This window comes from Paenibacillus rhizoplanae (genome assembly GCF_042684125.1).
Taxonomy (GTDB): Bacteria; Bacillota; Bacilli; order Paenibacillales; family Paenibacillaceae; genus Paenibacillus_AQ; species Paenibacillus_AQ rhizoplanae.
The window spans coordinates 14,035-27,633 of the sequence record NZ_JBHUKY010000030.1; the positions used below are offsets into that span (position 1 = coordinate 14,035).

The following is a 13,599-nucleotide window of genomic DNA, read 5'->3' on the forward strand; positions in this document are numbered from 1 at the left end:
TTAAGACCCAAAAATTAGGATCATTAAGGCTTATACTTTTCATAATTATTTCATTATCTATAAATATCGTACCCTTATGCCGATTTCGGCGGCTGTAAGGCGCGCATGCTGTTCAGTACAGCGAGTACAGTAACTCCGACATCCGAGAATACGGCCTCCCACATGGTGGCTATTCCGAACGCTCCCAGCAGCAGGAAGACCGCTTTGACTCCCAGCGCAAAAGCAATGTTCTGCCAGACGATGGTCCGCGTCCGCTTGGCGATCCCGATGGCGGAGGCGATTTTGGAAGGCTCATCCGTCATGATTACAATATCTGCTGCTTCAATCGCCGCATCCGAGCCAAGTCCGCCCATGGCAATCCCGACATCCGCTCTGGCCAGTACCGGAGTATCATTGATCCCGTCCCCGACAAAAATGATCTTCTCCTTCGGCCCCTTTTCCCGCTCCAGCCGTTCAATCGCCGCGACCTTATCTCCCGGCAGCAGCTCTGCATGAATCTCCTTAATGCCCAGCTGTCTGCCGACAGACTCGGCTACAGGAGCGGCATCGCCGGTCAGCATGACCGTCTTGTGAATTCCCAGTGCATTCAGAGCCTGAATCGCCTTAAGGGAATCGTCCTTCACTTCATCTGCAATGACGAGATATCCTGCGTAGCGCTTATCTACAGCAATATGAACGATCGTCCCGTACTCCTGCGGGGTTACGCTGGCAATCCCTTCACGCTCCATCAGCCGCGCGTTCCCGGCCAGCACTGCCTGCCCCTCCACGGTAACGGCGATGCCGTGGCCGGAGATTTCGTTATAGTCGGTAATGGCTTCACCAGGAATAGCTTCGCCATAGGCTGCACGGATGGATTCCGCAATCGGATGGCTGGAATGGCTCTCCGCATAAGCCGCTACCCGCAGCAGCTCCTGCCCGGTGAAGCCTTCTGCCGGAACATTGCCGGTCACGGTGAACTGGCCTTTGGTCAAGGTTCCTGTCTTATCGAACACAACGATCTTCACATCATTCAACGCTTCCAGGTAGTTGCTGCCCTTCACCAGAATCCCGCTGCGGGAAGCGGCTCCGATTCCGCCGAAGAACCCGAGGGGAATCGACACGACAAGCGCACAAGGACAAGAAATAACGAGGAAGACCAGTGCACGGTAGATCCAGTCCGAGAAGGTCGCTCCGCTCAGAATCAGCGGCGGAACCACTGCCAGCAGCAGCGCTGTTATGACTACGACCGGCGTATAGGCACGGGCGAATTTGGTGATGAAATTCTCTGTTTTCGCTTTGTTATTCGTAGCATTCTGTACCAGCTCCAGAATTTGCGAGACTGCCGATTCACCGAAGTCCTTGGTCACTTCAATGGTAATCACGCCATTGCGGTTAATGAATCCGCTCAGCACCTGGCTTCCCGGCTGAGTGGAGCGGGGAACCGATTCTCCGGTCAGCGCCGAGGTATCCATCATCGCGCTGCCCTCCAGAATAATCCCGTCCAGCGGAACCTTCTCGCCGGGCTTAACTACGATGCTGTCCCCTACTCTAACCTCTTCGGGGGACACCTTGCGCAGATTATTGCCTTCCTTCAGATAGGCGAACTCCGGCCGGATATCCATCAGCGCTGTGATCGAACGGCGTGAACGGTTCACCGCCATTCCCTGGAATAGCTCCCCTACCTGATAGAAGAGCATAACCGCGACGCCTTCGGGATATTCGCCGATGGCGAAAGCACCGATGGTCGCAAGGGCCATCAGGAAGTTCTCATCGAACACCTGGCCTCTTACAATATTCCGGGCAGCGGCGAGGACAACCTCACCGCCGACAATCAGATAGGCTGCTAAGAAGATCAGCAGCTCGGTAATTCCGCTGACCGGCAGGAACATCCCGGCCGCAGCCAGAACAGCACCGCCCCCCAGCCGGATCAATATGCGGCGCGTATTGCCCTCCCCATGCTCATGGCTGTGTCCGTGGGCATGTGAATCCTCCTGGCTGTGGCTGTGCTCAGCGGCATGTGAATGCTGGTGCCCGTCTTCATGGGCATGCTCATGACCGTGCGGTTCACCGTGGGTATGAACATGGCCCTGTCCTTGAACCGCTACACCGCGCACCTGAGCTGCACCCTCCGCAGACAACGGCTTCTTAGCAGCCCGCGAAGCTTGAACTGCCCGCGGCTTCACATGCGGCTCCAGCTTGGTAATTGTATGCTCAGCCTGCCCGGCGATCTCATCCGCAGCAGCAGCCGTTGTCTCCAATGTCATGGTCTTCGTGGCGAAGTTGACGGAGCAGGAGGACACGCCTTCAATCTTCTTGACCTTATTCTCGATCTTCATTGCGCAGTTCGCGCAGTCCAGCCCATCCAGGACCCACTTGCGCTTCACATTGTCTTCTACCGTACTCAAATGACTCATCTCCCTTGATCGTACCTATATATGAGTATTTGTTCATATGTTAACTTACACTTATTATATTCCCCTGAATCATGCAGTGTCAATGCATTCGGCCCACAGATTGTGGCAAAAATAAAAATAAGAAAAGCTTGTAATTTGCCTGCGTTCGCCATAATATTAACATATGAGCAATCATTCATATGTTAACTGAAAAGAGGTCCTACTAATGAACAATTCCAAAATGAACAACGATTTACACACTCACTCACATGCTGGATCACATGCTCATTCGCACGCTGACGGGCATTCACACGCACCGGATAATAAGAAAGGCCTGCTGATCGCCTTAATCATCACCGGCGGCATTATGTTCCTTGAATTCTTCGGCGGCCTGTTCACCGGGAGTCTGGCTCTCTTGTCCGACTCAGGGCATATGCTCAGCGATACCGCCTCCCTTGCCCTTAGCCTTGTAGCCATGATTATCGCGGTGAAACCGGCATCCTCCAAGAACTCCTACGGCTTCCACCGGTTTGAGATTATGGCGGCCTTATTCAACGGGGTGACCCTATTCGTGATTGCCGGATTTATTATGTATGAAGCTTTCCAGCGCTTCTCCGCTCCTCCGGTGGTAGCCAGCGGAACGATGATGCTGATTGCCAGTGTCGGACTGCTGGCCAATCTCGTCAGCGCGTGGTCACTGATGCGCAAAAGCGGGGCTAAAGACAACATCAATATCCGCAGTGCTTACCTGCACGTGATCAGCGATGCCCTCGGCTCCGTCGGCGCACTAGTGGCTGGTCTGATTATGAACCTGTTCTCCTGGTATGTTGCAGATCCTATCATCAGCGTGCTGGTCGCCCTGCTGATCCTGCGTAGCGCCTGGGGTGTCATCAAGCAGGCCTTCCATATTCTTATGGAAGGAACTCCGCTTAGCGTGAATGCCGATGATGTCGAGAAGGCGCTACTGGGCATTGAAGGGGTTCAGGATGTGCATGACCTGCATATCTGGACCATCACCTCCGGGCTCGATGCGCTCAGCGGTCATCTGCTGATCAAAGACGGGGTGAATACGGAGCAGGTGCTGCAGCAGGCACTTAAATTAGTGGAAGAGAATTTCGGCATCCAGCACTCCACACTGCAGATTGAGAATTCCGCTGTGAAGCACGGTCACCTTCCGGTCTGAGGAAGAGGAGGTACGCGGGTAAGGGAGACTGAGGGAGTCCGAGGAAAATCTAACGATTCTGTATGCCTACCGAATGTATGCTGTTTTCCACATACATTCGGCCACTTGCCCTCATAACGACCGATTGTATGCTGTTTTCCACATATATTCGAACCACTTGCCCTCACAACGACCAATTGTATGCTGTTTTCCACATATATTCGAACCACTTGCCCTCACAACGACCGATTGTATGCTGTTTTCCACATATATTTCGAACACATCCCCTCGCACTGGCACATATATTTGGTTTATCGCACACCATAATATAAAAAGGGCTGCCCCAAGCCATTACCTGGCTTTGGGACAGCCCTTTTTTCCTGTCACAACAATCTATTCATGCCGGATATGCTCATGGGTCTGCAGGAAGATCTGCTCCACATGTGCATCATTCAGCGAATAATATACGGTCTTGCCTTCCTTGCGGCGCTTCACAATCCGCAGATTGCGCAGATAGCGGAGCTGATGGGAGACTGCTGACTGTCCCATATCCAGTATGGAGGACAAGTCATGCACACATAGCTCCTGCTGGGATAACGCGTAGATCAGCCGAACTCTTGTCGGATCACCCAGTGCCTTGAACATTTCTGCCATCTTATCTGTAATCTCACGGTCCGGCAGAATCAAGGCCATCGATTCCGGTTCCAGTTCGGAACCATTACAGGTGTTGTCGCATTCTTCAAGTGCCGCTGGTTCCATGCTCCCGCCCTCCTCCATATGCTCATCCGGCATCACCGGCGCTTAATAGTATCTTCTACGATTAATTATAGAAAAAATGGCGTCCAATGTCCATGGAGAAGGGAATCTTATACCGCCTTACGCCAAAAGGCTATCAAGCCAGCACCCAGGAACAGAAGCAGGCTGCCCGCCACGACAATCATCAGGCTCTCCAGCGGCAGGTTGAAGGCGCCGAACCGTTCTTCGCCGAAGGGGGACATGGCCAGCACCGGCTGTACCCATGGATAATAAGGACCGTAGGTGGAGGAGTTCGCAATCAGTATATTGGGAATGGTGAAGCAGACATTCAGCGCAAGCGGGGCGCCGAAGCTGCTCCAGCCTTGAGATATCGCCAGTTGCAGTGCAGCCAGCGGCAGGCAGGCGAACCAGCCCCCGAACAGGCTGCTCAGCAGCAGCCCCCAGGGAACTCCTCCCTCTGCACCCCGATACCATCCCACTCCCAGAACCCCTGCAAGAAACAGCAGCTGAACCGCACCCAGCAGCGCTATAATTAATGCATATTTGGCAAAATATACGGAGGTTCGTGTAACCGGAAGCGCCAGGAGCTGCTTCCAGCCGCCGTCACTATGCTCATTGCGGCAGATTAAAGCAGCGAAGAGTCCAGAGAGTACCGGAAGAAACAGCAGCGCATGTACCGCTGACATTGTGCTCAGCAGAACCTGCCAGGTTATCACCCTATCCTCTTGCATGTCCGAAAGCGCGCCAATCGGCAGAGAGACCAGCGGACTGAGCAGAATTAACAGCCAGGTGCGGAATCCGGCTATCTTCATGCACTCCGCAGACATTATTCGCAGAAAAGCCCGCATATTCAGTCCACATCCTTTCGCGCGAAATGTATGGCTCCAGGCAGGATTACCAGGAGTCCAAGCAACAGGCCGGCTCCGCTGAACAGCCAAGGACGCGGATCACTCCAGGCTAAGGCAGGCCAGGAGAGCGGGAACCATTCCGTGAAGTATAACCCGAACGGGCTGACCAGTGACAAAGTCAATCCCACCGATACCGGAAGAGTCTGGTTCCGGCTGGATAGAGACAGCCACAGCTGGAGTGCAATGATAGGCATGGCTGCAGCATAAGCGGCGAAGCCCATCCGCAGGACGTCCGCAAGCGGTATCGGCTGAGCACCGAATCCGAGCAGCAACCCGAGAATGACAGTCCCCGCCGACAGCAGCAGGCAGGACACGATAAGCAGCAGCAGGCATAGCAGCAGCTTCGCCAGGAACACAGCCGTACGGGAGACAGGCAGCGCCAGAAGCTGCTTCCAGGCGCTGGTCTGATGCTCGACATTCGCAATCAGGGAGCAGATAAGTGTGCCTCCAAGATACAGGGCAATCGGTACAAACGGGACGACCTCACTGAGCAGGCCACCCCACAGGTCCTCCCGGTACTGCCCGCGAAGATAGTCATAACGGAGGCCGAAATTCAGTCCCTGCATGGCGATGAGGCCCAGCGGGCCAAGGAAGGCGAGGAACCATATGCCTTTGCCGCGGATCTTAAGCCAGTCCGCCGACAGCGCACGCCACATCATAGCTCCCCTCCCCCAACCACCTGCAGGAAGAATTCCTCCAGAGATTGCCTGTGCTCCTCTACCCTGTAGATCGCGTGGCCCTCCTCGACCAGCTCTTTGACCAGCAGCGATACTCTGGCATCACTCATCCGGGGCAGGACCAGCCGGCCCTCCTGCAGCTCGCCGCCGCAGCCGCGCCGCACCGCCGTCATCAGCGCAGTCTCCGGCTCGGATAACGCCAGGCGCAGATGGCCGGCCGCCTGCTGCTGGAGATGGGCAATAGTATCCTGGTAGACCATCTGCCCCTCACGGATAATGCCGACCGTACCGGCCATCTGCTCAATCTCGCTCAGCAGATGGCTGGATACCAGAACTGTAATGCCCTGCTCGCCGGGCAGCCGCTTAATCAGGGAGCGGATCTCCTGTATGCCTGACGGGTCCAGCCCGTTAGTCGGCTCATCGAGAATCAGCAGCTCCGGGCTGCCCAGCAGAGCTGCCGCTATCCCCAGCCGCTGCTTCATACCCAGTGAAAAGCCCTTGACCGGCCGCTTCTCCTCCCCGGTAAGCGATACGATCTCCAGCACCTCGGCAATGCGCACCTTGGGCACACCCAGAATCCGGCGGATCGCCTCCAGGTTGTCCCATGCACTCAGATGCCCGTAATAGGACGGCGATTCCACCAGCGAGCCTATCTTGCGCAGAATCTGCATCCGGTTCGCACGCAGCTCCTTGCCGAAGATTTCAATGCTGCCGGAGGTCGGCTTGATCAGGCCGAGCAGCATGCGGATAGTTGTTGTTTTGCCGGCACCGTTCGGCCCGAGGAACCCGTAGATTTCCCCTTTTGTAATATTGAGATTCAGGTTCTTCACAGCCGCACGGCCGCGGTATTCCTTAAGCAGATTTCTTGTCTCTATCACTGTATCCTTCATTCTCTTCACCTCGGTAACAGCATAACGCCCCAAGGTTAAAAGCACGGAAGCAGCAAGTTTAAATTTTGTTTAAATTGTTCAGGCGTCCCGCTTCCAGATCCTAACCTCGGTCCCCTTCGCCGTGCTCTCCATGCTCCATTCCAGGTCCATCCGCTTAAGCAGCAGATCAACAATCGACAGGCCAAGGCCTGCTCCTGCGGAGTCCGAGCTCTGCGCAAGGCCACCGCCGTGATCCGAGATGATAATCACCCGGTTGCCCTCACGGATCTCGGTAAGTATTCCTACATATAATCCGCTGCGCGCATGACGCAGAATGTTCTGAAACAGATTATCCAGCACTCTGCGGAACCAGCTGTCATCGATCTCCCAGTACAGCGGCGCAGCCTCCAGATCAATATCGATCCGGTACCCCTCCTTCTCCCACACCGGATACCAGGCGGCGGCGCTCTCCCGTACCAGTCTCAGCACATCCCGGCGTTCCTGAGTCAGCGCGATGCGTCCGCTGTTCAGCAGATTGTAGGACAGCAGGTTCTCAATCAGGATGCCAAGGCTCTCAATCCGCTGATCCATCAGCTCAAGGGACGACTGGCCGCGTGTTGACAATGGCTCCTTGCCCAGTACATGGAGGTGGCTGCGAATGACGGTCAGCGGAGTCCGCAGATCATGCGACAGATCGGCTACCAGCCGCTTGCGCAGCGCCTCTTCTTCCGCCTCCCTTGCACGGCCTGCCTTAAGCTCCGTCACCATGGTATTGAATGCTTCCTCCAGATGCCCGATCTCATCCGGCTTCCCCGGCGGAACAATCTGCGGTAAGCCCTGCTGCCCGGTGAACACCATAGCGGTCTGCAGCCGCAGCAGCCTTCTGCGGATCATGATGAAGAAGAACCAGGAGCTGGTGATGAACAGCAGGAAGAACACCAGCATGGCAATCGAATACCATTTATCCAGTCCTGCCGCATATTTGGTCTTCGTAATATCCTCAGGAATCTGCATGACCATGAAGCCCTCTACGGCCTCTGCCCGGTCTCCTATAAATGCGACAATCGCCAGCGGCTTCAGTGCCGCACTGTCCTTCATGAAGGCTACCGCTTCAGCGGCGCTCCACTGGGCGGGAACAGCCGGAGCCTCTCCCGTCAAGAGCAGCGGAGGTCCTGAAGGCTCGGTCACCAGCTGTGTTTTCCCCGCAGGATCGACCCAAAATATTCTCGACAGCGGATAGGCTTCGCTTAAGGCTGACAGCCGCCGGGTGATATCCGCAGGGGGCTGGTCAAGGAGCTTGCGGGCTTCCTCATGCCACATAATCTCCAGCTTATCCACACTGGAATACTGCTTATACTCCTTGGGCGGACTTGTATGAGTAAGCCCCCCGAAGATGCTGTAGATTGCAATCGTCAGCGGAATAACAACCGGCACGAACAGCAGTGCAGCTACGATAATGAGCAGATAGCGAAAAAGCAGCGAACGGTGCAGCAGCTGGAAACGCCCTGCCCCCTTCACCCTCTCACCCGGTAGCCGATTCCCCTCACGGTCTCAATAATCTCCGGCGCGGCCGGATCAAGCTCCAGCTTCTCGCGCAGATAACGGATATGTACCATCAGCGTCTTGTCGCCGTCGATATAGCTCTCCCCCCAGACCGCTTCATAGATCTGCTCCTTGGTCAGAATCTGGCCCAGATGCCGCAGCAGATAAGAGAAGATCTGAAACTGCTTGCCGGTAAGCATAATCTCCCGTCCGGTCGCAGCTTCCGTGACCACACTGCTCCCCGGTCTGACAACCAGATGCTTAAGGGTCAACTGAGCGGGCGCAGCAGCGCCGCTTCTTCTCAGCAGAACCTCGATTCTCGCCGCCAGCTCATCGGGATGAAACGGCTTGGTCAGATAATCATCGGCGAAGTCCAGCCCCTGAAGCTTATCGTCAATGGAGGTGCGCGCCGAGAGCATCAGAACCGGCAGCTCCGGATAAGCCCGCTTCAGCCGCTGGCCGACGGTGAAGCCGTCCAGCCCCGGCAGCATCACATCCAGAATCGCCAGCTGGCAGCCATCTGCGGCTTCAAGCGCTCCGTCCCCGCTCTCCAGCCAGCGCACAGCATATTCCCGTTCCCGCAGATCTGCCGCTACGACACTGCCGATCTCCCGGTCATCTTCTACGTACAATAGGGTTACACTCACGTTGTTCTCCATCCTTTCTTCCTTCTAAGTGACATCACAAATCCCCGGATACCGGCAGCCTTGGGGTCTGCCTGCATCCGGGGAGAATCATCCTTACTGTTCAGGCCGTAATTCCGAATCGCCCCGGCGGCTTATCCTCCGGCAGCCCGAACAGATAGCCTTGTCCCAGATCCATGCCCAGATCACGGCAGACCAGGAATTCCTCACGGCGTTCAATGCCCTCGGCCAGCAGGCTTGCACCGAATTGTCCTGCCCTGGAGATAATCTCCCTTAGCATCCGCTGCTTCTCCTCATCCCGGTCACAGAAGCTGATCAGACTACGGTCAACCTTGACATAATCGGGCTGGAGGCTGGACATCAGCTCTAGCGTCGAGTAGCCCGCGCCGACATCATCCAGCGCAACCCGTATCCCCTGCTGGCGGTATTCGGCGAAGATGGCGTGCAAATGCGGAATATCGCTGATCTGCTCGGTCTCCACAACTTCAAATACATAATCCTCCGGGCTCTGGTCCAGCCTCCGGATCGCCTCGAAGGTATGAGTAAGACAATACTTGGGATTATAAATAGAAGAGGGCAGGAAGTTAATGAACCGCTTGATGCCCTGGGGCAGCAGCTTACTGCTGGTCTCTATCGCCGAGATCCGGGCAGCCCGGTCAAGGAAGGAGTGAAACCCTGTCCGCCGGGCAATCTCAAACAGCTCGTAGGGCTGAAAATAACTCCCCTGGGGCAGCGGGCGCAGCAAAAATTCAAAGCCGACAATCTCCTCGCTGAAATTCACAATCGGCTGCATGTGGCTGCAGAAATCATGGCTCATAATGATGGACACCAGATTCTCATTAGCGAAACGGACCTTCAGCTGATCGAAGGTCAGCCACCGGTCCGGAGCCGCAGGGGCGCCTTTGCTCTTAACGCATACGGATAAGGAGTCCGCTATGTCCTTAGCCGCCACCAGCATTTCTATAAGCTTCAATAGCTCTTCCTTACGATGATATGGAATGATACAGGTCTTGCTTGTCTGAAATGCTTCATAACCGGCATTTCGGATGGCAGCAGCCAGCGGATCAGAACAGGGGCGGAGCTTCAGCTCCCCTTGATCCTCTATCGGGTCGATGTCAGCACAGTCAACACAGTTCATGCCCTTCCCCTCCGCTTCATGATGTCGATAACCTGAGGTCATTATAGCATGATTCCTCCGGCACAATCAGGAAAGCAGCAGCAGAAAGGGCCCCCTATGAACCATGAAGGTCCCTAAGAGGCCCGGGTTGCCGGGCTATATAATACTTAGGCTTAGGCGGGACTTATCCGTTACCGGACACCGCCACCTTTTTGCCAAAGACAGCCGCTTAAGACTGCCATACCCCATGCTCACCGTTCTTGCCCATATATTCAATCCGTGACGGAGACAGCTCAAGAATGACATAATCGGGATCATCCGGTCCCTTGAACCATTTCTCCAGGGACTCATTCCATACCTTAGAGCGCAAGCTATCATCCTTCGTTACAGCAACCGTAGCTTCAATCTCCAGTACATCCTTGCCGCCGCCCTGTTCATAACCCAGCAAGAGACAAGCATTCGGATTATCCTGAAGCTCTTCTACCTTATGAGTCTTGCGGTTAGTTGCCAGATAGATGGACAGCCCGTCATGAAACACCGCCATGTAGCGCACCTTAGGCTTGTTACCGGCCTCAATCGTGCCGAAGGAACCGAACCTGTTGTCGTCCAGCACCTGTATGATTGTTTTTTCCAGCTCTTTGTTATCCATTGACGTCACAGCTCCCTTCAAATTCATGTGAATATAAGTTTATATATTCACGTCCGCGGTTTGGATTTATGATTAACCTGTGCCTAATATAGTGTACCCTTCCCGTTCATTCTGAATCCCGCCATCTGTTCATAAATTGATTAATAAGGAGTCTTATTCTTGAAAAAACTAATCTGGATCGGCTGCCTCTCCTATTTCGTAATCGGCCTCGCCCATGTCGTCCTGGGCTCCATTCTGCCAGTGCTGCTCCAGCATTATGACCGCAGCTACAGTGCAGGGGGCGAGCTGATCTTCAGCCAGTTCGCGGGCTTCCTGGCCGGCGTACTGGTCTCGCCGCTGCTGAACCGGCGGTTCGGCAAGCGCGGCGGTATTCTGATTGCCACCGGCCTGCTGTTCTGCGCCGAAATAGCCTATGCCTTCCTACCGCCCTGGGGCTGGATGTACGTAATTGCCGTAGCTGCAGGGTTCGGTTTCGGGATGATCGAAGCCGTAATCGGCACGATTATTATAGCCGCAGTCACCGAAGGAACGGCGGTTGCCATGAGCCGGCTGGAGGTGCTGTTCGGTGTCGGAGCGCTGCTCATGCCGCTGGCGGCCAGTCCGCTGATTGCCGCAGGACAGTGGAGGCTGGCCTTCCTGATCGTTGCCGCCTGCTCCCTCCTCTCGCTGCTCTTCTGGGCGAAGAGCAGATTCGGCCCGCTGGACAGCGCGCTGAATGAGCGGCCCGCCCGCCCTGACCGCGCGGCGGCAGCGGAAGCGGGAACCACCAGACGGTTGTCCTTGCCCTACAAGGGCAAGCAATGGGTGGTGCTTGGCTTGTTCATTCTGTTCTTCTTTCTCTATGTAGGCACCGAGATGAGCCTGGTGAACTTCATGCCGGCGATCTTCATCGCGAAGCTGGGCATGAGCGAGGCCGCGGCTGCGCTCACGGTGACCTTCTTCTGGCTGGCCATGTCGGCAGGCAGACTGTTCGCCGGTGTCATCGCCGAGAAGATTTCCTACCGCATCTATGTGCTCGTCAGCTGCTTTGCCGCTTTGCTGCTGCTCGTTATTTTCCCGTTCGCCGGTCACCGGCTTGCCGCCTTTGCCATCATCCTGCTGCTTGGCCTGTTCATGTCCGGCATCTTCTCGATCGCGCTGGTCTTCTCCAGCAAGCTGCTGCCCGGCGCGGAAGAATCCACGCCGAGCATTATGATCGCCTCCGGCGGAATCGGCGGCGCGGTGCTGCCGCTGCTGACCGGCTGGTCCATGGATCATATGCAGATTGCCCAGACGTCGGGGTTATTGGCCGCTTTTGCCGCCCTTTTATTCCTGCTAAGTGTGACCGCCTGGAGAATCGGGTAATATAGCTAACAAGATCCATATTCTGCGAAGAAGGATGGAACACCCACATGGTTGAACTGCATTCTGAACCCACCCTGCATACAGCGTTGCTGCAATTTATTTTCCCCTTCTCCATCAAGCCCGGACAGGATAAAGAGCTGATAGCAAGTCTGCAGAAGGATGGGTTCACGCGTTTTTTTCTCGATAACAAGGAACTGGAGAATGCCTATTACGGAGAAGGCTACTGCGTGTCCCATGAGAAAATGGAGCGCAGCTATCTGCCGTTTGCCGCTCATGTGCTGTTTCCGCGTGAGAAGGACAGCGATTCCTTCCGCCGCTTTTCCCGGGTAAACGATCTGCCGTGCCGGCTGGAAATGCTCTTCGAGTCTGTGAATTTCCGGATTCTGTCCACCGATGTGTTCCTCTGCCCATTTGAGCTGGGCTTTCTGACCATAAGAGTGGCAATCGAGGAGAAAAACCTTCCCTTCAGCACTGTGCTGGAATTCGCTGACCGGTTCCGAACACTGGAGGATGTGTGTTATCAGGATAAACATGCCTTTATCCATTGCCAGGAGAAGTCCTTCGGCCGGGTGGAGGATTTCGTGTTCAAGAATCTCGTCTCCGGTCTGGAGCCGTTTCTCGACCCTGCGGAGATTGATGGCGCTTATTTCGAGACCCTGCCTTTTTTCGTGGATGAACGGATGCTGGTGCAGGCCTTCTATGGCTTCAACCGTGAGGAAGAGCTGGATGAGATCAGTGTAGAGCTGCGCTACCGCGCCTCCCAGCTGGATGGGCTGACTATAGACGGTAAGCCTTTTACCAGTGCGAGTGATCCTGAGTATATCGAGCAGTACACCCGGGAGCATTGCTATAGCCGCTGGGGGCCGGACACCTATTATATGACGAACGAGCAGACCTTCTGCTGCCTGAGCCGGGCGAAGCCCGATATTGCCACGGAGCTGGTCAACCAGATGTACGGAGAGTATTATTATGGACTGCTGCTGAGTATTTTTCATAAAATCGTGCTGCTGAAGCTCGCCAATCTGCATTCCCGGCTGCGCATCAACCACGATTACGACGAGATCGAGAATCTGATCTTTCTGATCAATAAATTTTCCGCCAAATTCTATTTTCTGGAGCTGATCTCGCAGTCGCAGGGGCGGGAGATTTTTTTCCAACTGCGCAAGGTCTACGGCAATGATGCCCTGTTCGATGAAGTGAAGATGACCCTGAATGACCTGTTTCAGTATCAGGACAAATTCCAGGCCAAACGCCGGGATACCCTGCTGATGGTCCTGACTGTATTTACGGTAATCAGCGGTATCTACGGCATGAACCAGGTCATTGAGGATCTGAAAGGGAACATCGACTGGAGCAAAATGCTGGAGTACTCCGTGTTCGAGTACCTGGCTCTGTTCCTGACCTTTTCGGGGATCGCGGTCAGTATCGGCTTAACACTGCGGGAGGCGCGGAATGGAATCCGCAGCCGCCGCAAAAGGCGGTACTATGATAAGGATTGAACAGACGGCTCTGGACAACCGCGAAGCTGCCGTCTATAATACACCGTAAGAACATAGCAA

General features: G+C 55.1%; 12 protein-coding genes. 3 read left to right on the forward strand and 9 right to left on the reverse strand.

Annotated features, from left to right (window positions below; all coding sequences use genetic code 11):
* Window positions 1–74: 74 nt before the first annotated feature.
* Window positions 75–2,384, reverse strand: a complete 2,310-nt coding sequence (locus ACFSX3_RS17295; protein WP_209994410.1) for a heavy metal translocating P-type ATPase — start codon at window positions 2,382–2,384, stop codon at window positions 75–77.
* A 214-nt stretch (window positions 2,385–2,598) separates the two neighbouring features.
* On the opposite strand from ACFSX3_RS17295, the gene ACFSX3_RS17300 reads away from it, so the two are divergent.
* Window positions 2,599–3,555: a cation diffusion facilitator family transporter gene (locus ACFSX3_RS17300; protein ID WP_379258255.1), complete on the forward strand. Its 957-nt coding sequence runs from the start codon at window positions 2,599–2,601 to the stop codon at window positions 3,553–3,555.
* A 372-nt stretch (window positions 3,556–3,927) separates the two neighbouring features.
* Here ACFSX3_RS17300 and ACFSX3_RS17305 read toward each other — a convergent pair whose 3' ends face one another.
* From ACFSX3_RS17305 to ACFSX3_RS17340, 8 genes are all read right to left on the reverse strand, one after another.
* Entirely contained in the window at window positions 3,928–4,293 is a 366-nt protein-coding gene (locus ACFSX3_RS17305; protein ID WP_036732785.1) for an ArsR/SmtB family transcription factor, read from the reverse strand.
* Window positions 4,294–4,400: 107 nt separating this feature from the next.
* A complete protein-coding gene (locus ACFSX3_RS17310; protein ID WP_209994411.1) occupies window positions 4,401–5,138 on the reverse strand; it encodes an ABC transporter permease in 738 nt (245 codons plus the stop codon).
* 2 nt (window positions 5,139–5,140) lie between these two features.
* Window positions 5,141–5,857: an ABC transporter permease gene (locus tag ACFSX3_RS17315; RefSeq protein WP_209994412.1), complete on the reverse strand. Its 717-nt coding sequence runs from the start codon at window positions 5,855–5,857 to the stop codon at window positions 5,141–5,143.
* Window positions 5,854–6,765 carry an ABC transporter ATP-binding protein gene (locus tag ACFSX3_RS17320; RefSeq protein WP_209994413.1) on the reverse strand — a complete coding sequence of 304 codons (912 nt, stop codon included), beginning with the start codon at window positions 6,763–6,765 and terminating at the stop codon, window positions 5,854–5,856. Before ACFSX3_RS17320 ends, ACFSX3_RS17315 begins: the two co-directional genes overlap by 4 nt.
* Before the next feature lie 78 nt (window positions 6,766–6,843).
* Window positions 6,844–8,262, reverse strand: a complete 1,419-nt coding sequence (locus ACFSX3_RS17325) for a sensor histidine kinase (protein ID WP_209994414.1) — start codon at window positions 8,260–8,262, stop codon at window positions 6,844–6,846.
* Entirely contained in the window at window positions 8,259–8,945 is a 687-nt protein-coding gene (locus tag ACFSX3_RS17330) for a response regulator transcription factor (protein WP_379313078.1), read from the reverse strand. The genes ACFSX3_RS17325 and ACFSX3_RS17330 overlap by 4 nt, the downstream gene beginning before the upstream one ends.
* Window positions 8,946–9,033: 88 nt before the next feature.
* On the reverse strand, window positions 9,034–10,068 hold the full coding sequence (locus ACFSX3_RS17335; protein ID WP_209994415.1) for an EAL domain-containing protein: 1,035 nt from the start codon (window positions 10,066–10,068) through the stop codon (window positions 9,034–9,036).
* A gap of 208 nt (window positions 10,069–10,276) precedes the next feature.
* Entirely contained in the window at window positions 10,277–10,696 is a 420-nt protein-coding gene (locus ACFSX3_RS17340) for a pyridoxamine 5'-phosphate oxidase family protein (protein ID WP_209994416.1), read from the reverse strand.
* A 159-nt stretch (window positions 10,697–10,855) separates the two neighbouring features.
* Here ACFSX3_RS17340 and ACFSX3_RS17345 point away from each other — a divergent pair, with 159 nt between their 5' ends.
* Both ACFSX3_RS17345 and ACFSX3_RS17350 read left to right on the forward strand, forming a co-directional pair.
* Entirely contained in the window at window positions 10,856–12,040 is a 1,185-nt protein-coding gene (locus tag ACFSX3_RS17345; RefSeq protein WP_209994417.1) for an MFS transporter, read from the forward strand.
* 47 nt (window positions 12,041–12,087) lie between these two features.
* Complete coding sequence (locus tag ACFSX3_RS17350; RefSeq protein ID WP_209994418.1) at window positions 12,088–13,539, forward strand: hypothetical protein; 1,452 nt, start codon at window positions 12,088–12,090, stop codon at window positions 13,537–13,539.
* Window positions 13,540–13,599: the final 60 nt, after the last annotated feature.